Annotated in this window: 24 protein-coding genes; all 24 read left to right on the forward strand. The window is 39.6% G+C overall.

Annotated elements, in window-relative coordinates; genetic code table 11:
- Positions 1-14: 14 nt before the first annotated feature.
- The 24 genes from sucD to fliY all read left to right on the forward strand — a co-directional run bounded on the left by sucD (position 15) and on the right by fliY (position 22,051).
- Positions 15-917: a succinate--CoA ligase subunit alpha gene (gene sucD / locus ACQKEZ_RS13735; protein ID WP_427301600.1), complete on the forward strand. Its 903-nt coding sequence runs from the start codon at positions 15-17 to the stop codon at positions 915-917.
- A gap of 71 nt (positions 918-988) precedes the next feature.
- Entirely contained in the window at positions 989-1,888 is a 900-nt protein-coding gene (dprA, locus tag ACQKEZ_RS13740) for a DNA-processing protein DprA (protein ID WP_427301965.1), read from the forward strand.
- A 191-nt stretch (positions 1,889-2,079) separates the two neighbouring features.
- The gene (topA, locus tag ACQKEZ_RS13745; RefSeq protein ID WP_427301602.1) at positions 2,080-4,155 is read left to right on the forward strand and encodes a type I DNA topoisomerase; all 2,076 of its coding nucleotides are present in this window, start codon (positions 2,080-2,082) and stop codon (positions 4,153-4,155) included.
- A gap of 70 nt (positions 4,156-4,225) precedes the next feature.
- On the forward strand, positions 4,226-5,530 hold the full coding sequence (trmFO, locus tag ACQKEZ_RS13750; protein ID WP_427301604.1) for an FADH(2)-oxidizing methylenetetrahydrofolate--tRNA-(uracil(54)-C(5))-methyltransferase TrmFO: 1,305 nt from the start codon (positions 4,226-4,228) through the stop codon (positions 5,528-5,530).
- 62 nt (positions 5,531-5,592) lie between these two features.
- Complete coding sequence (gene xerC, locus ACQKEZ_RS13755) at positions 5,593-6,507, forward strand: tyrosine recombinase XerC (protein WP_427301605.1); 915 nt, start codon at positions 5,593-5,595, stop codon at positions 6,505-6,507.
- A gap of 14 nt (positions 6,508-6,521) precedes the next feature.
- Entirely contained in the window at positions 6,522-7,067 is a 546-nt protein-coding gene (hslV, locus tag ACQKEZ_RS13760; protein WP_427301607.1) for an ATP-dependent protease subunit HslV, read from the forward strand.
- A 16-nt stretch (positions 7,068-7,083) separates the two neighbouring features.
- Complete coding sequence (gene hslU / locus ACQKEZ_RS13765; protein ID WP_427301609.1) at positions 7,084-8,484, forward strand: HslU--HslV peptidase ATPase subunit; 1,401 nt, start codon at positions 7,084-7,086, stop codon at positions 8,482-8,484.
- 34 nt (positions 8,485-8,518) lie between these two features.
- On the forward strand, positions 8,519-9,298 hold the full coding sequence (codY, locus tag ACQKEZ_RS13770; protein ID WP_427301611.1) for a GTP-sensing pleiotropic transcriptional regulator CodY: 780 nt from the start codon (positions 8,519-8,521) through the stop codon (positions 9,296-9,298).
- A 288-nt stretch (positions 9,299-9,586) separates the two neighbouring features.
- A complete protein-coding gene (gene flgB, locus ACQKEZ_RS13775; protein WP_427301613.1) occupies positions 9,587-9,976 on the forward strand; it encodes a flagellar basal body rod protein FlgB in 390 nt (129 codons plus the stop codon).
- Positions 9,976-10,428 carry a flagellar basal body rod protein FlgC gene (gene flgC / locus ACQKEZ_RS13780; protein ID WP_427301615.1) on the forward strand — a complete coding sequence of 151 codons (453 nt, stop codon included), beginning with the start codon at positions 9,976-9,978 and terminating at the stop codon, positions 10,426-10,428. The genes flgB and flgC overlap by 1 nt, the downstream gene beginning before the upstream one ends.
- Before the next feature lie 11 nt (positions 10,429-10,439).
- Positions 10,440-10,757, forward strand: coding sequence for a flagellar hook-basal body complex protein FliE (fliE, locus tag ACQKEZ_RS13785; RefSeq protein ID WP_427301617.1), 318 nt, complete (start codon positions 10,440-10,442; stop codon positions 10,755-10,757).
- A 49-nt stretch (positions 10,758-10,806) separates the two neighbouring features.
- Positions 10,807-12,399: a flagellar basal-body MS-ring/collar protein FliF gene (gene fliF, locus ACQKEZ_RS13790; protein WP_427301619.1), complete on the forward strand. Its 1,593-nt coding sequence runs from the start codon at positions 10,807-10,809 to the stop codon at positions 12,397-12,399.
- Positions 12,400-12,410: 11 nt separating this feature from the next.
- A complete protein-coding gene (gene fliG, locus ACQKEZ_RS13795) occupies positions 12,411-13,427 on the forward strand; it encodes a flagellar motor switch protein FliG (RefSeq protein WP_427301621.1) in 1,017 nt (338 codons plus the stop codon).
- A complete protein-coding gene (fliH, locus tag ACQKEZ_RS13800) occupies positions 13,420-14,190 on the forward strand; it encodes a flagellar assembly protein FliH (protein WP_427301623.1) in 771 nt (256 codons plus the stop codon). The genes fliG and fliH overlap by 8 nt, the downstream gene beginning before the upstream one ends.
- Positions 14,187-15,503, forward strand: a complete 1,317-nt coding sequence (fliI, locus tag ACQKEZ_RS13805; protein ID WP_427301624.1) for a flagellar protein export ATPase FliI — start codon at positions 14,187-14,189, stop codon at positions 15,501-15,503. Before fliH ends, fliI begins: the two co-directional genes overlap by 4 nt.
- Before the next feature lie 8 nt (positions 15,504-15,511).
- The gene (fliJ, locus tag ACQKEZ_RS13810; RefSeq protein ID WP_427301626.1) at positions 15,512-15,955 is read left to right on the forward strand and encodes a flagellar export protein FliJ; all 444 of its coding nucleotides are present in this window, start codon (positions 15,512-15,514) and stop codon (positions 15,953-15,955) included.
- Positions 15,956-15,967: 12 nt separating this feature from the next.
- The gene (locus ACQKEZ_RS13815) at positions 15,968-16,627 is read left to right on the forward strand and encodes a MotE family protein (protein WP_427301627.1); all 660 of its coding nucleotides are present in this window, start codon (positions 15,968-15,970) and stop codon (positions 16,625-16,627) included.
- Positions 16,628-16,630: 3 nt separating this feature from the next.
- Positions 16,631-17,965, forward strand: coding sequence for a flagellar hook-length control protein FliK (locus ACQKEZ_RS13820; RefSeq protein ID WP_427301628.1), 1,335 nt, complete (start codon positions 16,631-16,633; stop codon positions 17,963-17,965).
- On the forward strand, positions 17,965-18,423 hold the full coding sequence (flgD, locus tag ACQKEZ_RS13825; RefSeq protein ID WP_427301630.1) for a flagellar hook assembly protein FlgD: 459 nt from the start codon (positions 17,965-17,967) through the stop codon (positions 18,421-18,423). Before ACQKEZ_RS13820 ends, flgD begins: the two co-directional genes overlap by 1 nt.
- A 22-nt stretch (positions 18,424-18,445) precedes the next feature.
- The gene (gene flgG / locus ACQKEZ_RS13830; RefSeq protein WP_427301632.1) at positions 18,446-19,237 is read left to right on the forward strand and encodes a flagellar basal body rod protein FlgG; all 792 of its coding nucleotides are present in this window, start codon (positions 18,446-18,448) and stop codon (positions 19,235-19,237) included.
- Positions 19,238-19,274: 37 nt separating this feature from the next.
- Complete coding sequence (locus tag ACQKEZ_RS13835) at positions 19,275-19,490, forward strand: flagellar FlbD family protein (protein WP_427301633.1); 216 nt, start codon at positions 19,275-19,277, stop codon at positions 19,488-19,490.
- Positions 19,487-19,915: a flagellar basal body-associated protein FliL gene (gene fliL / locus ACQKEZ_RS13840; protein ID WP_427301635.1), complete on the forward strand. Its 429-nt coding sequence runs from the start codon at positions 19,487-19,489 to the stop codon at positions 19,913-19,915. Before ACQKEZ_RS13835 ends, fliL begins: the two co-directional genes overlap by 4 nt.
- Before the next feature lie 32 nt (positions 19,916-19,947).
- Positions 19,948-20,946 (forward strand): flagellar motor switch protein FliM, encoded by a 999-nt coding sequence (gene fliM, locus ACQKEZ_RS13845; protein WP_427301637.1) that lies wholly within the window; start codon positions 19,948-19,950, stop codon positions 20,944-20,946.
- Positions 20,936-22,051: a flagellar motor switch phosphatase FliY gene (fliY, locus tag ACQKEZ_RS13850; RefSeq protein ID WP_427301639.1), complete on the forward strand. Its 1,116-nt coding sequence runs from the start codon at positions 20,936-20,938 to the stop codon at positions 22,049-22,051. The genes fliM and fliY overlap by 11 nt, the downstream gene beginning before the upstream one ends.
- The last annotated feature ends 6 nt before the right edge of the window (positions 22,052-22,057 follow it).

Consider the following 22,057-nt stretch of genomic DNA (forward strand, 5'->3'; position numbering starts at 1 on the left):
GGCAGGGAACCTAAATGAGTGTATTTATTAATAAAAATACGAGAGTAATTGTTCAGGGGATCACGGGTTCAACCGCATTGTTCCACACAAAACAAATGATTGAATATGGAACAAATATCGTTGGCGGTGTAACACCTGGAAAAGGTGGAACTGAAGTAGAAGGAGTTCCTGTGTTTAATACTGTATCTGAAGCTGTACAGACAACTGGAGCAGATGCTTCTGTTATCTATGTACCGGCACCGTTTGCGGCAGATGCTATCCTAGAAGCAGTTGATGCAGAAGTTGAACTGGTCATATGTATTACTGAACATATTCCTGTACTTGACATGGTCAAGGTGAAACGTTATATGGAAGGTAAAAAGACAAGACTTGTTGGGCCAAACTGTCCAGGTGTAATTACACCTGAAGAATGTAAAATAGGGATTATGCCTGGATACATTCATAAGAAAGGTCATGTTGGTGTTGTATCTCGTTCTGGAACACTTACATATGAAGCGGTTCATCAGCTTTCAGAGGCTGGTGTTGGTCAATCAACTGCAGTAGGTATTGGTGGGGACCCAGTTAATGGGACGAACTTTATTGATGTATTAAAAGCATTTAACGAAGATCCAGAGACGCATGCGGTCATCATGATAGGTGAGATCGGCGGAACAGCTGAAGAAGAAGCTGCTGAATGGGTCAAAGCAAATATGACAAAGCCGGTTGTAGGCTTTATTGGTGGTAAAACAGCTCCTCCAGGAAAACGTATGGGCCATGCTGGCGCTATTATTTCTGGTGGTAAAGGAACTGCTGAAGAGAAAGTGAAAACAATGCGTGCCTGTGGCATTGAAGTTGCAGAAACGCCATCTGTCATGGGAGAGACACTGATTAAAGTGTTAAAAGAGAAAAATCTTTTTGAAGTATGCAAAACGCATTAATTTTCTAAAGGAGACTTGTTTTGATGCAAGTCTTCTTCTTTCTATCTCATTTTGGAGGAATGGTATGTACAATGAATGCATCGGATAGAGTCATCTTTCACCGCTTAAAAGGCCTCATTTCACCCTCTTTGCTTACCAAATGGTGGAAAGCTGATCCTGACCTATATATAAATGAAGAAAAACATCATTTTAAACAGGATCGAACACTTCAAACGATTGATTTCACCCGATTAAAACAAGCTGAGGAAAGCGAATTCCCCATTTTTCAAAACATCGTTCAATCTTATTTGAAAAAGAACATTCACATGATTCCGATCACATCACCTCTGTACCCTGAAAATTTAAAGAACATTTATGACCCTCCCCCAGTATTATTCCTAAAAGGAAAACTGTCTTATTTAAATGAAGAAAAAAGTCTTGGGGTTGTTGGAACGCGTATTCCTTCTATCTACGGAAAAGAGTGTGTTAAACAGATTGTTGGCGATCTCGTGAAAGACAATTGGATCATTGTCAGTGGACTAGCAAAAGGAATTGATGGACTTGCTCATACAAAATGTATCAAGAAAAAGGGAAAAACAATTGGGGTTGTGGCGGGAGGTTTTGACCATTTGTATCCGAAAGAGAATGTTCAAATGGCAGAATACATGGGGGTGCACCATTTGTTGTTGTCAGAGCATCCGCCATATGTCAGGCCTGAGAAATGGCACTTCCCTATGAGAAATCGATTGATTAGTGGTATTACAAAAGGGACAGTGGTCATCCAATGCAAAGAAAAAAGTGGTTCACTGATTACAGCGTATCAGGCATTGGAACAAGGTAAAGAAGTATTTGCTGTCGCTGGCCCCATATTCGATCCGAATTCAGCAGGACCAGCCAGATTAATTCAACAAGGTGCAAAACTTGTCCATTCCACAAGTGATATTTTAGAGGAATTCACTGTGGCAAACGTTCAATATATGGAACTCTTATAGAAATATCGTTTGACAAACGACACAGGAATATTTAATAATAGTGAGGATTTAAGTTTACACTTTGATTTTCATGTTTATAATGATGTTCATCATAAAGAATTTCAACAAATGTCTGATTAACAAATCAATTAACATAAATATTAATTGTGTAATGTATAAAGAGAGAACACCTCTTAAGGGGGATTTTAGGTATGGCTGATTATTTAGTCATCGTTGAGTCGCCAGCAAAGGCGAAAACGATTGAACGTTATCTTGGAAAAAAATATAAAGTAAAAGCTTCAATGGGACATGTAAGAGATTTACCGAAAAGTCAATTAGGCGTTGACACAGAACAAGATTTCGAACCAAAGTACATCACGATTCGCGGGAAAGGTCCAGTTTTAAAAGAGCTGAAAACAGCAGCGAAAAAAGCAAAAAAAGTGTATCTCGCAGCTGACCCCGACAGAGAGGGAGAAGCGATTGCGTGGCATCTAGCGCATAGTCTTGACCTTGACCTTACATCCGATTGCCGAGTTGTATTTAATGAAATTACGAAGGATGCCATAAAAGATTCATTTAAGCATCCACGTGTCATTAACATGGATTTAGTTGATGCCCAACAAGCAAGACGAATTTTAGATCGTTTAGTCGGCTACAAGATAAGTCCAATCCTTTGGAAAAAAGTCAAAAAAGGCTTAAGTGCAGGACGTGTTCAATCTGTTGCATTAAGACTTATCATTGACCGTGAAAATGAAATCAATCATTTTAAACCAGAAGAATATTGGACGATTGATGGGACATTCCTGAAAGGAAAAGAAGCCTTTGAAGCGAGCTTTTTTGGGATAAAGGGTAAGAAGCATCCTCTTAAAACAGAAGATGATGTAAAAGAAATTCTTTCAAAGCTAAAAGGAAATAAGTTTGCTGTAGACAAAGTGACGAAAAAAGAGCGGAAACGTAACCCTGCTCTCCCGTTTACTACTTCTACAATACAGCAAGAGGCAGCAAGAAAATTAAATTTCCGTGCTAAAAAAACAATGATGATTGCTCAGCAGCTGTATGAAGGAATTGATCTTGGCAAAGAAGGAACTGTCGGATTGATTACATATATGAGAACAGATTCAACTCGTGTTTCAAATACTGCGATTGAAGAAGTGTCTGCATTTATTGATCAAACGTACGGAAATGACTTTCTTGCATCAGCGAAACGCCCTGCTAAAAAGAACGAAAACGCGCAAGATGCTCACGAAGCGATCCGTCCAACCTCTACATTAAGGAAACCTGCTGATTTAAAGCATGTCCTAAGCAGAGATCAACTTCGTCTTTATAAGCTGATTTGGGAGCGGTTCGTTGCAAGTCAAATGGCACCTGCTGTTCTTGACACCATGAGTGTTGATCTTGAAAACAACGGGCTGACTTTCCGTGCAAATGGAAGCAAAGTAAAGTTTCCTGGCTTTATGAAGGTGTATGTTGAAGGAAAGGACGATCAGCTTGAAGAAAAGGATAAGATGCTTCCTGATCTTGTAGAGGGAGACACAGTTCTTTCAAAAGATATTGAACCTGAACAACATTTCACACAGCCGCCACCACGTTATACAGAGGCAAGGCTTGTCAAAACACTTGAAGAGCTAGGGATTGGTCGACCTTCTACGTACGCACCTACTTTGGATACGATTCAAAAGCGTGGCTACGTGACTCTTGATAATAAACGATTTTTACCAACAGAGCTTGGTGAGATTGTATTCAATTTAATCATTGAGTTTTTCCCGGAAATCATCAATGTTGAGTTTACCGCAAAAATGGAAAAAGAACTCGATAGCGTAGAGGAAGGGACAATTGAATGGGTTCGAATCATTGATAGCTTTTACAAAGACTTTGCAAAACGTGTTGAAAAAGCAGAAGTGGAAATGCAAGAGGTTGAAATTGAACCTGAATACGCTGGTGTTGACTGCGAAGAATGTGGAAATCCGATGGTGTATAAAATGGGTAGATATGGAAAGTTTATGGCCTGCTCCAATTTCCCAGACTGTCGAAACACAAAGCCGATCGTAAAAGACATTGGTGTCAAATGCCCGTCCTGTCACGAAGGAAATATCGTCGAAAGAAAATCAAAGAAACGCCGTATTTTCTTCGGATGCGATCGTTTCCCGCAGTGTGAATTTGTTTCTTGGGACAAACCAATTGAAAGAAAATGTCCGAAGTGTGAAAAAATGCTTGTAGAGAAAAAGTTGAAAAAAGGCATTCAAGTTCAATGTGTGAATTGTGATTATAAAGAGGAACAACAAAAATAGCGGTGAGCATCCTTGTTCACCTGCTTTTTTATGTCATCAAATAGAACTTACGAAATAGGAGAGTTGCAAAATGAATCAATTTGTTAATGTGATCGGAGCAGGTTTAGCAGGAAGTGAAGCGGCATGGCAAATTGCCAAACGAGGCATCAAGGTTCATCTTTATGAAATGAGGCCTGTTAAACAAACGCCTGCACACCATACAGATCAATTCGCAGAACTTGTATGTAGCAATTCACTTCGCGCAAATGCTCTGACTAATGCAGTCGGTGTATTAAAGGAAGAAATGAGGTATCTAGATTCTGCCATTATCGCTGCAGCAGATGAATGTTCCGTACCAGCAGGAGGCGCACTTGCAGTTGATCGTCATGAATTCGCAGCAAGTGTCACTAATCGTGTGAAGAACCATCCGAATGTGACAGTCTTTCATGAAGAGGTGCAAAGTATTCCAGAAGGGCCAACCATTATCGCAACTGGTCCACTAACATCGGAAGCACTCTCACATGAGCTAAAATCATTAACAGGAGAAGATTACTTATATTTTTATGATGCAGCAGCGCCGATTTTGGAAAAAGATAGCATCGATATGAACAAAGTATATTTGAAGTCTCGTTATGATAAAGGTGAGGCCGCCTACTTAAACTGTCCAATGACAGAAGAAGAATTTGACCGATTCTATGATGCACTGATTTCTGCAGAAACAGTACCACTGAAAGAATTTGAGAAAGAAATCTTCTTTGAAGGCTGTATGCCAATTGAAGTAATGGCGACAAGAGGCAAAAAAACAATGCTTTTTGGACCAATGAAGCCAGTAGGACTTGAAGATCCGAAAACAGGCAAACGCCCATACGCAGTCGTTCAGTTAAGACAAGATGATGCTGCAGGGACACTATATAATATTGTTGGTTTCCAAACACATTTGAAATGGGGCGACCAAAAAGAAGTGTTTCGTTTAATCCCAGGTCTTGAACAAGCAGAGATTGTCAGATATGGTGTGATGCATCGAAACACATTTATTAACTCACCAAGTCTACTTAAACCAACCTATCAGTTTAGAAAAAGAGATGACTTATTCTTTGCTGGCCAAATGACAGGGGTTGAAGGCTATGTTGAATCTGCTGCTTCAGGATTGGTTGCTGGAATCAATGCTGCTCGATTCGTTAAAGGAGAAGACCTTGTAACATTACCAGGGGAAACGGCTATTGGTAGCATGGCACATTACATCACAACAACAAACAAAAAAAGTTTCCAACCAATGAATGCAAATTTTGGACTTTTAAAAGAACTTGGCGTTAAAATTAAAAATAAACAAGATCGTTATGCGGAATACGCTAAACGTGCAATCGAGACTATTCAAACTATTTCGAAATCTCTGTAGTAAAAGATTGCATGAAAAGCATGATATGTGATACCATTTAAAAGCCTTAAAGAGGTGTAAAAATGACGAATATACAGCGTCTTGTCCACTTATTCATTGAATATTTACAAATTGAGAAAAACTATTCAGCTTTGACGGTCTCAGGCTATTCAGATGCGATTGAAGAGTTTGTCCGATTTATGAACATTCAAGGAATAAACGGATTTGAAGAGGTATCCTATCAAGATACGAGAATTTATTTAACAGAAGCGTATGAAAAAGGCCTTACAAGAAGAACCATTAGTAAGAAGATATCTGCACTTCGCAGCTTTTATAAATTTTTATTGAGAGAACAGCTTGTGAAAGAAAATCCTTTTTTACTCGTAAGTCTGCCAAAACAGGATAAGCGAATTCCTTCATTTTTGTATGAAGAGGAACTAAAAGAGCTTTTCACTGTTTCTGACCTGAGTTCTCCGCTCGGACAAAGAAACCAGGCGCTTTTAGAACTTCTTTATGCAACAGGAATGAGGGTAAGTGAGTTATGTTCACTAAAAGAACCTGATCTCGATCTAACTATGGATACGGTACTTGTTCATGGAAAAGGCAAAAAACAGCGGTATGTACCATTTGGGTCTTATGCCCATGAAGCACTCATCAGGTATTTGGAAGATGGCCGAAAGCAATTACTAAGCAAGGGGCGAAAAGGACATCAGGATGTGTTTTTGAATCAGCGTGGTGCACCGCTTACTGATAGAGGTGTTCGGTATATTCTGACAGAACTCATGAAAAAAGCATCTGGCACATTACATATCCATCCGCACATGTTAAGACATACATTTGCAACACATCTGCTAAATGAAGGAGCGGATCTAAGAAGTGTCCAAGAGCTCCTCGGCCATTCGAATTTATCGTCTACACAGGTGTACACACATGTATCAAAGGATTCTTTAAGAAAAACATACATGTCTCATCATCCGAGAGCGTTTAAACGATCATAAAAGGAGGTTTTTCCATGTCATCTTTTCATGCAACAACCATATTTGCAGTTCAGCATAAAGGGAAGAGTGCAATGGCTGGTGATGGTCAAGTCACATTTGGTCAGGCTGTCGTGATGAAACACACAGCTAAAAAGGTGCGCCGTCTTTTCGGTGGAAAGGTTCTAGCGGGGTTTGCAGGATCAGTTGCAGATGCTTTTACACTCTTTGAAAAGTTTGAAACAAAGCTTGAGGAATATGGCGGGAATTTAAAGAGAGCGGCAGTTGAACTTGCGAAAGAATGGCGCAGCGACAAGATGCTTAGACAGCTTGAAGCTATGCTGATCGTCATGAACAAAGAAAGTATCCTACTCGTATCAGGTACTGGAGAAGTCATTGAACCAGATGATGGCATCCTAGCAATCGGATCAGGTGGGAATTACGCACTCAGCGCTGGAAGAGCACTTAAAAAGCACGCTGGTGACCATCTTTCTGCTATAGATATTGCAAGAGCAGCACTTGAAACAGCTGGGGAAATCTGTGTCTACACAAACGATCAAATCACTTTAGAAGAGCTTGAATAGAAAGGACATGAGACGTATGGAGAAAAAGCCGTTAACCCCAAGAGAAATAGTTGAAAAGCTTGATCAGTATATTATTGGTCAGCTCGATGCGAAAAAAGCAGTGGCGGTGGCTTTAAGAAACCGTTACAGAAGAAGTCTTTTACATGATAAGCTGAAAGATGAAGTCGTTCCAAAAAATATCTTAATGATTGGACCAACAGGTGTTGGGAAAACAGAAATAGCCCGCAGAATTGCACGTATTTCTGGCGCTCCGTTTATTAAAGTGGAAGCGACAAAATTTACAGAAGTCGGATATGTTGGTCGTGATGTAGAATCAATGGTTAGAGACCTTGTCGAGACTGCTGTGAGACTTGTCAAAGAAGAAAAAATGAATGATGTGAAGCAAGAAGCTGAAAAGCAAGCAAACAAACGAATTGTCCACCTGCTTGTTCCAGGAAAGAAAAAGAATCATGCAGTGAAAAATCCATTTGAAATGCTTTTTGGTGGATCTGATGATGAAGATCGTGATAAACATGAAACAAATGAAGAAGCAGATCTTGAAACGTCAAGAAAGCGAATTGCACATCAGCTTGCAATGGGAGAACTTGAAGATCACTATGTCACAATTGAAGTAGAAGAGCAGCAACCATCCATGTTTGATATGCTTCAAGGCTCTGGCATGGAACAAATGGGCATGAATATGCAAGATGCACTCAGTAATTTGATGCCGAAAAAGAAAAAGAAACGAAAGCTTACAGTGAAAGAGGCAAGAAAAGCCTTAACTGCAGAAGAAGCTTCAAAGTTGATTGATATGGACGAAGTTAGTCATGAGGCAGTTCAAAAAGCTGAGCAACAAGGCATTATTTTCATTGATGAAATTGATAAAATTGCTAAAAGCAGTGGTACAGCTTCTGCTGATGTATCACGCGAAGGTGTACAGCGTGATATTTTACCAATTGTTGAAGGCTCAACAGTGATGACAAAATACGGCGCAGTGAAAACAGATCATGTTCTGTTTGTTGCCGCAGGTGCCTTCCATATGGCAAAACCGTCTGATTTAATTCCAGAGCTTCAAGGACGATTTCCAATTCGTGTGGAATTAGATAAATTAAGTATAGAAGACTTTGTGAAGATTTTAACGGAACCTGATAATGCACTTTTGAAGCAATATAAAGCATTGCTTGAAACAGAAGGTATATCTCTTGAATTTTCTGACGATGCTATTTATAAGATTGCCGAAATCGCTTATCATGTTAATCAAGACACTGATAACATTGGCGCAAGAAGGCTTCATACCATACTTGAAAAATTGCTTGAAGAGCTGTCGTTTGAGGCACCGGATGTCACACTGGAGACAGTCACGATTACACCTCAGTATGTGGAAGAGAAGCTAGGAAAGATTGCAAACAATAAAGATTTAAGTCAATTCATACTTTAACAAATGAATAAAGTAATCTAGGAGGATCATGAATATGGCATTACTACAAAAAACAAGAATTATTAACTCGATGCTGCAAGAAGCAGCGGGAAAACCGGTTAATTTTAAAGAAATGGCTGAAACGCTTAGAGACGTGATTGATTCAAACACTTTCGTTTTAAGCAGAAGAGGAAAACTCCTTGGCTATTCGATCAATCAACAAATTGAAAATGCTCGAATGAAAAAAATGCTTGAAGATCGTCAATTTCCAGAAGAATATACAAAGAGCTTGTTCAATGTACCAGTCACATCTTCAAATCTGGATATTAACAGTGAATACACAGCATTCCCTATTGAAAATCGTGATCTGTTTCAATCAGGTCTTACGACAATCGTGCCGATTATCGGTGGGGGAGATCGTTTAGGGACACTTATTCTTTCCCGTCTTCAAGATACATTCACGGATGATGATCTTATTCTTGCTGAATACGGAGCAACGGTTGTTGGAATGGAAATCCTTCGTGAGAAATCGGAAGAAATTGAAGAAGAAGCAAGAAGTAAAGCGGTCGTACAAATGGCAATTAGCTCTCTTTCTTATAGTGAACTTGAGGCGATTGAGCACATTTTTGAAGAATTAGATGGTAATGAAGGTTTGCTTGTTGCAAGTAAAATTGCTGACCGTGTAGGTATCACTCGTTCAGTGATTGTAAACGCACTTCGCAAACTTGAAAGTGCAGGAGTAATTGAGTCTCGTTCCCTTGGCATGAAGGGAACATACATTAAAGTGTTAAATAACAAATTTTTAATCGAACTTGAAAATTTAAAATCACATTGACGAAATGCCTCTTTCAGGAGAGAAATTCTCCGAAAGGGGCTTTTTTGGTAGGGAAAATGGAAATTTGTCGGAAAAACGACAACTATTTTTCCAAGAAACCCCTTACAAATCTGTAGTTCTTTGAATCTAGGTCTTTGTACCTATCCATAAAATAGATATATATTACGAGTTTTTTTTACAGATACATCATAGACTTTAATCCTATTATTTCTTACAATAAGCATATGGATTTACAAATCTCGACAAGATTAATTGGAATGAAATACATAAGATTGGAGGGATATGGTTTTGGATATATTTTCTGGAACGATAAGCAACCTTGAAAATGCCTTGGGCAGAGCGAATGTTAAGCAAAAAGTCATAAGCAACAATGTCTCTAATATAGACACACCGAACTACAAGTCGAAAAAAGTCACATTTAACGATATGCTAAATGACGAATCAATTAAATTAGATGCTGAAAAAACATATCAAGGACATATTGATTTTTCAAAAACAGGGTCTAATTATTCAGTCGTCTCAAGCAACCGTACTTCTTATCAAGAAAACGGAAATAATGTCGATATTGATCAAGAGATGAGTGAACTCGCTAAAAACCAAATTCAGTACAATGCATTGGTTGAAAGAATGAGTGGAAAACTCAATTCTCTAAAAACAGTTTTGACAGGAGGTAAGTGATGTCGATTTTTTCAGGCGTTAACGCTTCGGCCTCAGCATTAACAGCTCAGAGGCTTAGAATGGATGTTGTATCCTCCAACCTTGCAAATATGGATACAACAAGGGCAAGACAGGTAGATGGCAACTGGGAGCCGTACAGACGTAAACTTGTCACGCTTCAGCCTGCAGGTGAATCCTTTTCATCTATATTGAATTCTTCAATGAATTCAAGCAGCAAATTAGGTAGTGGTGTCAAAGTGACAAAAATTACTGAAGACGAAACTCCATTCAACCTTCAATATGACCCTACAAATCCCGATGCCAATGAAGATGGTTATGTTCAAACGCCAAATGTTGACCCATTAAAAGAAATGGTTGATCTCATCAGCAGCACAAGGTCATATGAAGCGAACGTAACCGCACTAAATGCGAATAAAAGCATGCTGATGAAAGCTTTAGAAATAGGAAAGTAAGGTGAAAACAATTGGTTAATGCAATATCTCCTTTACAGCTTCAAAGCGCTCAGCAAGCAAGTGAATTGACGAATGCATCGCCTCTTCAGGCAGCCGCACCTACAAGTCAAACGAACTTCTCTGATGTGTTGAAAAATTCCATTGAGGCACTAAATCAATCACAGCTGAAATCAGACCAGTATACAAATGCTCTTGCACAAGGAAAAGACGTGAATCTTGATGAAGTCATGATTGCTGCACAAAAAGCGAGTGTGACGCTCACGGCTGCTACTGAGTTTAGAAACAAAGCAGTTGAATCATATCAAGAGATTATGAGAATGCAAATGTAGGAGGTGCTGGCGAACAAAAAAAGACTGAATGGAATGACCGGGGGTTAAGATGAATCGTACTTTAATGCAATTAAGAACAAAAACAGTTGAGTTTTGGCGAAATCGATCAAAATTACAAAAGATACTCATGATTGGCGGCGTTGCTGCCCTAGCAATCGTGATTACGATTGTTAGCATCTTTGCTTCTTCCGAAAAAATGGTTCCGTTATTTAGAGATCTGTCAGCAGAAGAGGCTGGACAAATCAAGCAGGAACTAGATGGCAAAAGCGTAAAATCGGAACTTGCAAACAACGGAACGACAATTCTTGTTCCAGAAAGCCAAGCAGACTCTCTAAAAGTGACACTCGCAGCAGAAGGGCTTCCTAAAACAGGAAGTATTGATTACTCCTTTTTCGCGAATAATTCTGGTTTTGGTTTAACTGACAATGAATTTGATGTTCTGAAAGTAGACGCAACTCAAACAGAATTATCTAATCTGGTCAATACGATTGACGGGATTAAAGATTCAAAGGTTATGATTAACCTTCCGAAAGATTCCGTTTTTGTTGGGGAAGAGCAAAGTAATGCATCGGCATCAATTGTGTTGCAAGTTCAGCCTGGCTACACACTTACACAGCAACAAGTAAAAGGTCTTTATCATCTTATTTCAAAAAGTGTGCCGAATTTAAAAACAGAAAACATTGTCATCATGGACCAAGATTCAAACTACTATGACCTAAACAACAGTACTGATTCTTATGCAGGTGGAATGGATGCACAGCAACAGAAAAAAGAAGAGATCGAAAAGAATCTTCAAAGAAAAATCCAACAGCTACTAGGAACGATGATAGGTCAGGAAAAAGTGGCAGTATCGGTTACGACAGACATTGATTTCACAGAAGAAAAAAGAAAAGAAGATATTGTTGAACCAGTTGATGAAGAAAATATGCAAGGGATCGCAGTTAGTGCTGAAAAAATTGCTGAAACATATTCAGGTAATGGAGCAGCAGCAGGTGGAACAGCTGGTACTGGTGATGATGATGTCACGAACTATCAGGAGACTGATGGTGCAAATGGAAGCGGTGATTATGAAAAGAGCGAAGATCGCATCAACTATGAAGTGAACCGCATCCATAAAGAAATCATAGAGAGCCCTTACAAAATCAGAGATGTTGGCATTCAAGCACTTGTTGAACCGCCAACAGCAAATGATCCAAACTCATTAACAGCTGAAAGACAGGATGATATTAGAAAGATTCTCTCAACAATTATTAGTACATCCATTGATAAAGAATACACAAATGGCCAAGCGTTAGCGCAAGCTGACTTGGATAACAAAATTGTTCTTTCAGTTTCAAAGCTTGATGGCAAACAGCAAACAACGACAGATACACCCTCAAGTAACATTCCGCTTTGGGTATATATTGTAGGTGGCGTGCTATTAATTGCAATCATTGCTCTTATTGTGATGCTTGTGCGTAAACGCAGACAAGACGAAGAAGAAGAGTTTGAATTTGAAGAACGAGAGCCAATCAATGTTCCTGATTTAGATACTGAACCAGAAACAGAAGAAATGGTTAGAAAACAACAGCTTGAAAAAATGGCAAAAGAAAAACCAGATGACTTTGCTAAATTGCTCCGCAGCTGGCTGACCGAGGATTAGGAGGAAAACAAATGCCGAGAAAAGATCCAAATCGACTAACAGGCAGACAAAAAGCAGCGATCCTAATGATCTCCTTAGGGCTAGATGTGTCAGCATCTGTATACAAACATCTGTCTGAAGACGAAATTGAAAAGCTAACATTAGAAATATCCAATGTTAGAAGTGTGGATACATCCAAGAAAGATGAAATCATTGAAGAATTTCATAGCATTGCCATTGCACAGGATTACATCTCTCAAGGTGGTCTTATGTATGCAAGACAGGTGCTTGAAAAAGCGCTCGGTGAAGATAAAGCAGATAGTATCTTGAATCGCTTAACATCTTCGCTTCAAGTGAAACCATTTGATTTTGCAAGGAAGGCTGATCCAGAACAAATTCTCAACTTTATACAGCACGAGCATCCACAAACCATTGCTCTTATTCTTTCTTATTTAGACCCAGTTCAGGCTGGACAAATTTTGTCTGAACTAGGAGAGGAAGTGCAAACAGAGGTTGCCCGAAGAATTGCTTTAATGGATCGTACATCTCCAGAAATTATTAACGAAGTGGAACGTATCCTTGAGCAAAAACTTTCTTCAACCTTTACGCAAGACTTCACCCAAACGGGTGGTGTTGAGGCAGTCGTTGAAGTGCTAAATGGTGTTGATCGTGCCACAGAGAAAACCATTTTAGATACACTTGAAATTCAAGATCCTGAACTTGCTGATGAGATCAAGAAACGTATGTTTGTCTTTGAAGACATTGTTACGCTTGATAGCAGAGCCATTCAGCGTGTGATCCGTGATGTTGAAAATGATGATCTCTTGCTTGCTCTCAAAGTGGCAAGCGAAGAAGTCAAAGAAATTGTTTTCCGAAATATGTCTCAACGGATGGTCGAAACATTCAAAGAAGAAATGGAGTTTATGGGCCCTGTAAGGCTTAGAGATGTAGAAGAAGCACAGACAAGAATTGTTAGCATCGTCAGACGACTTGAAGAAGCTGGAGAAATCGTCATAGCTAGAGGCGGGGGAGACGATATCATTGTCTAAGATCATTAAAAATGAATCATCTGTCGTTCCAAGTGAGGAACGGCGAAAAATCTCTTTGCATCAAGTTGTGTTTAAACACGAGCAGGAGAAAGAAGTAGAAGACCTTGAACAGAAAGTGAAAGCATCTCAGGTCATTTTAAGTGACGCAGAGGATGAGGCAAATCGCATTTTGGCAGAGGCAAACAGTCAGCTAGAAAAGACCTTAGCTGAAATAGAGCAAAAACGCTCTGACTTTGAAGCTGAGAGAGAACAATTGATTGAAGAAGCGAAACAAGATGGCTTCACGCAAGGTTTTCAAAAAGGTGAAGCAGATGCGTTAGCACAATATCGATCATTCCTTGATAAAGGTAATGAAATCATTCGTCTCGCGAAAAGTGATTACGAAGATAAAATAGAGAGTTCAGATGAAGAGATTGTCGAACTCGCATTTGAATTGGCAAAACGTGTATGGTATGCAAAAGAAGATTGTAAAGAAGATTTCTTTTCACTTGTGAAACAAGTCATTGCAGAGGTGAAAGAATATGATGACATCTCCGTATATGTTGATCCAGACCATTATGAGCATGTCATGAATCACAAAGAGGAATTAATAAGAATTCTTCAAAGAGATACACACTTGTCCATCTACACTGATGAAAAAGCGCCAAAAGGTACTTGTTATGTGGAAACGAGCTTTGGGAAAGTGGAGGCCAGTGTTGATACTCAAATGAATCAGTTGAAGGAAAAACTACTGAATGTGATAAATTCAGGTGAACACAAATGAACATAAGTGTATTGAAAGAAGTACTTGAGACGGCCGATTCTTATAAGCGATTTGGAAAGGTTAGTCGAGTTGTAGGGCTGATGATTGAATCAAAAGGACCTGATAGCTCAATTGGGGATGTCTGCCTCATACATAAAAAGGGGAGTATGCATCATCCAATTAAAGCCGAAGTGGTCGGCTTTAAAGATGAAAATATCTTATTAATGCCATATGTTGAGGCATCTAACATTTCCCCAGGTAGTCTCGTCGAAGCGACAGGGGAATCCTTGAAAGTAAAAGTTGGAACGGGCCTGATAGGCGAGGTCGTCGATGCTTTTGGAGATCCACTTGATGGCAGGATGCTTCCGAAAGGATTAGCACCAGTTTCTACTGAGCAAGCACCGCCTAATCCAATGAACAGACCCCCAATTAAAGAAAAAATGGGAGTTGGTGTCAGAGTCATCGATAGTCTTCTGACAGTAGGTACTGGCCAGAGAATTGGTATTTTTGCAGGGAGTGGTGTTGGTAAAAGTACACTGATGGGTATGATCGCCAAGCAAACCGAAGCTGACCTAAATGTCATCGCGCTCGTTGGAGAACGTGGACGTGAGGTTCGAGAATTTATCGAAAAGGATTTGGGTGAGGAAGGTTTGAAAAGATCGATCGTTGTGGTCGCAACTTCAGATCAACCCGCATTAACCCGACTCAAAGCAGCGTATACCGCGACTGCAATTGCAGAGTATTTTCGAGATAGAGGCAAGAATGTCATGTTCATGATGGATTCTGTCACAAGGGTTGCCATGGCACAAAGGGAAATTGGACTTGCAACTGGCGAACCGCCAACGACGAAAGGATATACGCCTTCAGTGTTCGCTATACTGCCAAAATTGCTTGAGAGGACTGGTAGAAATCAGCTCGGTTCAATCACTGCTTTTTATACAGTGCTTGTTGATGGTGATGATATGAATGAACCGATTGCAGATTCAGTCAGAGGAATATTAGATGGTCATATTGTACTCGACAGGGCACTTGCCAATAAAGGACAGTTTCCTGCAGTCAATATCTTAAAAAGCATCAGCCGCGTCATGAATAATGTTGCTAATCATGATCACAAAGCAGCTGCGAACCGCTTTAGACAGCTGCTGTCAACTTATCAAAATGCCGAAGATTTGATTAACATTGGTGCGTATAAAAAGGGCTCTTCAAAAGAGATTGATGAAGCAATGAATTATTATCCAAGCCTTATCTCCTTTTTGAAACAGGATGTGGAAGAAGCGGCCTCGCTTGAAGACAGTGTTAGCGTGTTACTCGGTTTGATAAATAGAGAGGATTGACTTAACCCGTGAACTATCACTACAAATTTCAAAAGCTCTTAGAACTGAAAGAAAGTGAAAAGGACAAATCACTTGCAGAATATCAGCAATCCGTTTCGGCATTTGAGCAAGTTGCTGAAAAACTCTATGAGAATATGAACAAAAAAGAGCTAATGGAAAAAAGCAAAGAAGAGAAGCTGAAAAGTGGAATGAGCGTTCAAGAAATGCGCCATTTTCAGCAGTTTGTCACGAATCTAGATAACACAATCCATCACTATCAGCAGCTTGTGATCATGAAACGGCATCAAATGAATGAAAAGCAGTCTGATTTAACTGAAAAGAATATCGAGTTTAAAAAGTTTGAAAAAATGAAAGAAAAGCAATTTGAAAAGTTTTCCCTTGAACATAAGGCAATTGAAATGAAAGAAATGGATGATATCTCTATCAGCCAATTCATGTTTCAAGGACACTAGGAGTCGAGAAGAATGCCTAAGAAGGAAAAAAAGAAGGACTCAGGCGGTAAATTTCAATGGATTTTGTTTATTGTCATCATTCCACTTACAGTGCTAATCATTGTTGCGGGTATCATTCTTTACATTGCGGGCTATGATTTTAAAAAGCCTTTACAAAACATACCGGTTATCAGTCATTTGGTCGATAGCGGTGATGATTCGAAGACATCATCTTCTAATAATGATCCGAAGGATACAACAATTAAAGAACTGAAGCAGACAATGAAAGAACAAAAAAACGAACTTGAAATTGCACAAAAGGATTTAAAAACAAGTGATGAAGAGATTAAGAGATTGACTCAAAAGATCAATTCACTTGAAAAAACAACTGAAGATACATCATCAACAGATGCTGGAAGCAGTACCGCTTCCAATAGTCATTCAAGCACATCAAATGACTCATCATCAGATAAGCAAACTAAAGGCAAGGTTATCAGCATTTATGAAAGCATGGATGCGGGAAAATCAGCTAAAATTTTAGCTGAGTTAAGCGATAAAGAGGCATTAAAAATCCTTGAAGAACTTAACAAAAATAAATTGACAGAGATATTAGCGAAATTGACACCTCAGAAAGCGGCGAAGTTCACAGAGGAACTAGCGAAAAAAGAAGAAAGTGCAAATGGGGGTGAATAATAAGTGAAGCTACTTGATATTGGTGCATTGCAACAATCTTCTCAAAGCTTATCTGGGCTTAAAGGAGGCGATGCAAATGCAGCGCGCGGCTTGTTTAAGCAATTGCTTGGAGGTGGAGTTGCCACGCTCAATCAATCAAATCAAGCATTAACAGGCAAAGGCACAACCTTAAATGCCGATGAAGCAATGGACCTCATTGAAAAATGGCTCACATCACCACAAGAAGGTTTAAATGATGATTTGATTGCAGCGCTAGAAGCCTTGCAAAGCCATTCACTTGATGAGTCAGAGCTTCAGTCACTAGAAGCGCTTTTTAAGAAGATGGAAACCCTCGTTTATGGGGAGAAGGATGAAGAGAAAACGGTATTGGTTGATCAAGAACAACTAATCCAAGTTCACTTTTTCTTATATAACGTACTGAACCAAAATCAGTTAGGAAACAACGACTCGCTTATACAGGAGGTTCAACAAAAAGGTTCTGACTTCCTTGGTTTCCTTGCGGAAAATGGTGCAGATGAAAAACTGATTCAACAATTAAAAGAACAGTTTTTTTCACAGGACTCATCATCAAAGCTAACAGGCATGTCTCAAAGAGAACTGAAGCAGTTCAATCAACTAATAGATCATATGATGTCGCTAACAAAGGGATCAGAGAAAGAGTGGAAAATCTCAATGGGAGAATTAAAAGAAAGCATCTCTCCTCGTTTTGAACCCTCTCTTCCTTCTCAATCAAAAGGGACATCATCATTAGAATGGCTTTTACGTAAAGAGTTAGGCGGTACCCAGGCGTCTAGTCAGTCCTCTTCTGAAAGCAAACCTAACACACAACTTTTCTTGCCGGGACATAAACAATTCTTCCAAGTCCAATCGACATCACCAGTTCAGTTAACGGGACAGACGGAGGAAAGGCCAGCTACGGTCGACCAGCAAATTCTCAGTACCTGGAAGCAAATGAAGTTCACACCGTTTGGTAAATCAAGTGGAAGCTTTACAGTGCGTTTAAATCCAGAAAATCTTGGATTTATTACGATTCAATTGACCAAGCAAAACGGTGTATATGCAAGTAGAATTACGGCTTCAACCCAGGCTGCAAAAGAGTTGCTTGAGCACCATTTACCACAATTAAAGCAGGCACTTCCCAATATGTCTGTTCAAATTGATCGATTTAATATTCCGCTTCAATCAAATGAACAACCATTTTTAGGACAGTTTACAGATGACAACAAGCAGCAACAACAAAAACATCAAGATGCAAAACAGTCTGAAGAACAAGAAGCAGAATTTCAAGATTTATTGGATGAACTCGTTTTAACTGATGAAGGGCAGGAGGAGATGTAATGGCTACTGTTGATAATAACCTCAGAACAGCAACAGCAACAGCAACAACGACGACTGACACATCTTCAAGTACAAAGAAGAGAGCAGATACACTGGGAAGAGATCAGTTTTTGAAGATTTTGCTCACGCAGCTACAGAACCAAGATCCAACCAACCCAGTCGATGACCGAGAATTTGTAACTCAGCTTGCGACATTCTCTTCTTTAGAGCAGCAAATGAACACAAGTGAATCGATTGAAAAGCTAAATACGATCATGTCGGCATATGTTGCACACCAAGATCCATTTACGACGTATGTAGGTTGGATTGGAAAAGAAGTTGTAGGGAAGAAAGAAGACGAAGACATTTCAGGCATTGTGAAATCTGTCAAAAATATAGATAACGAATATTATCTAGTTCTTGAAGACGGAACCAAAGTTAGTCCATGGGACGTTACAACTGTTGGAGAAAAATCGTAAGAAAAAACGAGGAGGAAAATACATGTTACGCTCACTTTACTCAGGAATTAGTGGAATGAAAAACTTCCAAACAAAACTAGATATTGTTGCAAATAACGTTGCCAACGTGAACACACACGGTTATAAAAAAAGCCGAATCACATTTAAGGATATTGTCAGCCAAACGATTGCAAGCTCTGGGGGACCAACGAATAATTCGGGTTCTGTCAATTCAAAGCAAGTTGGACTCGGATCTTCACTTTCATCCATTGATAAGATTATGACATCAGGTGCTTCTCAAAATACAGATGACCCTTATGATTTCTACATTAACGGTGATGGATTCTTCAGAATTGAAAATCAAGGCGAGATCCTTTACACAAGAACAGGGAACTTTAAGCCTGATGGACAAGGCAACCTTGTCACTCCAGACGGCAACTACCTTTTAGGCATGGATGGACAAAGAATCACAATCCCTAAAGATGTTTCAAGTGTTAGTGTTGGTGCGGACGGAACGATTTCTGTTGTGGAAAATAACGTACCACGTACAGTTGGACAAGTTTCACTCGTATCATTCCGTAACGCTGGTGGTCTTGATAAAGTTGGCGATAACTTATATCGTCAAACATTAAGTTCAGGGGCACCGAGTAACGCAATCATTCCTGGTGAAGAAGGAACAGGTGTAATTCAAACAGGAAGATTAGAAATGTCCAATGTTGATTTAACGGATGAATTTACAGAAATGATCATCGCTCAGCGTGGGTTCCAATCAAATGCAAAAACCATTACGACATCTGATGAAATTCTACAAGAGCTTGTCAACCTGAAACGATAGGAGGTAGGGGGAGTGTATTGTAGCTTCTCTGCTTAACATGATTGCAGTGACGAAATTAAATGGCAAGGAATTTATGATCAACGCTCTCCATATCGAGCAAATCGAAAGCTTTCCAGACACAACGATTACATTGGCAAACGGGAAAAAATTCATCGTAAAAGAAGATCAAGAACAGATTGAAGAAAGAATTATATCATTTTACAGAAGAATTCAAATCATTTCATTGAATCAAGGAATAGAGGAGTTTGAATGAAGAATAAGCTAGTAGTAGTAATGCTAATCATGGTTATTGCGATCGGCGGAATCGGAGCAACTATATTTTTCCTCTTAAATGGATCGGATGAGGCAAATGCAGAAAAAGAGCCTACCGCAGATGAAGTTGTAGAAGCTTCCGTTGAAATCCCTGAGATAACAACAAATTTGAAATCTGAAGGCAACGCTGTTCGTCTCGTTCTTAAAATTGAAACAGACTCAGTGAAAGCGAAGGAAGAACTTGAAAAGAGAGATTTTCAAGTGAAAGATGCAGTAATTGATATTTTATCCGAAACGAATGCCGAAGAGCTTGATGGAAAAAAAGGCAGAGAAAGTTTTAAAACAAAAGTGAAAAATAAGGTGAACGGCTATTTGCTAGATGGCAAGGTGAAAGAAGTATATATAACCTCCTTTAATCTGCAATAGAGGCGATTAATTGACAAGACGGAGGTGAAGAAATGTCAGGAGAAGTGCTATCCCAGAATGAAATAGATGCGCTGCTATCCGCAATCTCGACAGGTGAAATGAATGCGGATGAGCTGAAAAAGGAAGAGACAACGAAAAAGGTCAAAGTGTATGACTTTAAACGTGCACTTCGATTTTCAAAAGACCAGATTCGTAGTTTAACGAGAGTACATGATAACTTCGCTAGACTATTGACCACTCACTTTTCGGCACAACTCAGATCATATATTCAAATTTCTGTTAGCTCAGTGGATCAAGTGCCATATGAGGAGTTTATTCGTTCTATTCCAAATATGACACTATTAAACTTATTTTATGTAAGCCCACTTGAAGGAAGAATTATGCTTGAAGTGAACCCTACGATTGGTTACGCCATGATGGACCGACTGATGGGTGGTATCGGCATTAGTCATAATAAGACAGATTCACTGACAGAAATCGAAACAAAGATTATCTCAAACATGTTTGAGGGAGCTTTGGAAAATTACAGAGAAGCGTGGCAGTCCATAACCGACATCGAGCCAGAAATGGCAGATTTCGAGGTGAATCCCCAGTTTGTCCAAATGGTCTCGCCGAATGAAACAGTCGTCGTCATTTCGCTTAACACCTTAATAGGTGATGTGAGTGGAGTTATTAATCTATGTATCCCTCATGTCGTATTAGAACCTATCATCCCAAAACTGTCCGTCCATTATTGGATGCAGTCAGATCGAAATGAACCGAAACTTGAGGAAACGAAAGCGATTGAAAAGCGGATTATGAAGGCAAAGATTCCGGTAGTAGCAGAACTCGGAAAATCTGAAATGACGATTGAAGAGCTTTTGGATTTGGAAATTGGAGATTGTATCACCTTGGACAAACCAGTAAATGCGCCTCTTACTGTTATGGTCGGAGATAAACCGAAATTCTTGGGACAGGCCGGCCGCGTGAATCGGAAACAGGCGATTCAAATTCTAGATCACGACATAAGAGGTGAAGAAGATGGAGAATAACAGCAGTAAATTATCACAAGACGAGATCGATGCCCTCCTTAAAGGAGGTAACAGTGATGAAATAGAGCCAGATACAGTCCTTTCCGAAATGGAACAAGACGCAATTGGCGAAATTGGGAATATCTCATTTGGTAGCTCAGCAACGGCGCTATCAACTCTACTCAATCAAAAAGTGGAAATTACAACGCCGACTGTGACAGTCATTCAAAAAAGTAAATTAAATGAAGAGTTTCCACATCCATATGTTGCAATAGAGGTGAATTACACAGAAGGATTTAGTGCAAGTAACCTCCTAGTTATTCAACAAACAGATGCAGCTGTGATAGCTGATCTGATGATGGGTGGAGATGGAACGAATGCAGATCCGTCACTCAGTGAAATTCATCTAAGTGCTGTTCAAGAAGCGATGAACCAAATGATGGGTTCAGCAGCCACTTCCATGTCTACAGTATTTAATAAAAAAATTGATATCTCTCCGCCTCGAGTTGAATTATTAGATGTCAACGAAGGTGAAGGAACAGATCGTATTCCAGCTGAAGAATTACTTGTCAAAGTTTCCTTCAGGCTCACGATTGGAGAGCTTATTGATTCAAACATCATGCAGTTATACCCAGTCACATTTGCGAAAGATTTAATCACGGAGCTGACAGGATCAAGTGAAGAAGAGGAACCGGTTCAGGAACCTCAGCAACAAGTTCAAGCTGAACAGCCTGCTCCTGCTCAGTCAGCACCAACACAAGCAGCACCTCCAAAAAGACAAGCAAAGCCTAAACCTGCTGCACCAGTGAATGTCACACCAGTAGAATTTGAAGCGTTTAGTGAACCACAGCATTCAACGAACCAACTTGGTAATCTTGATATGCTGATGGATATTCCGCTTTCGATTACGGTCGAACTTGGTAGAACAAACCGAAGTGTCAAGGAAGTATTGGAACTTTCTGCAGGCAGCATTATTGAGCTTGACAAGCTCGCTGGAGAGCCAGTTGACATCTTGGTGAATAAAAGAAAAGTTGCCAAAGGAGAAGTCGTTGTCATCGATGAAAACTTCGGCGTTCGCGTAACAGATATTTTAAGTCAATCAGAAAGACTTCAAAATTTAAAATAAACAAAC

It is taken from the genome of Bacillus sp. NPDC077027, from assembly GCF_050269555.1.
Classification (GTDB): Bacteria; Bacillota; Bacilli; order Bacillales; family Bacillaceae; genus Bacillus.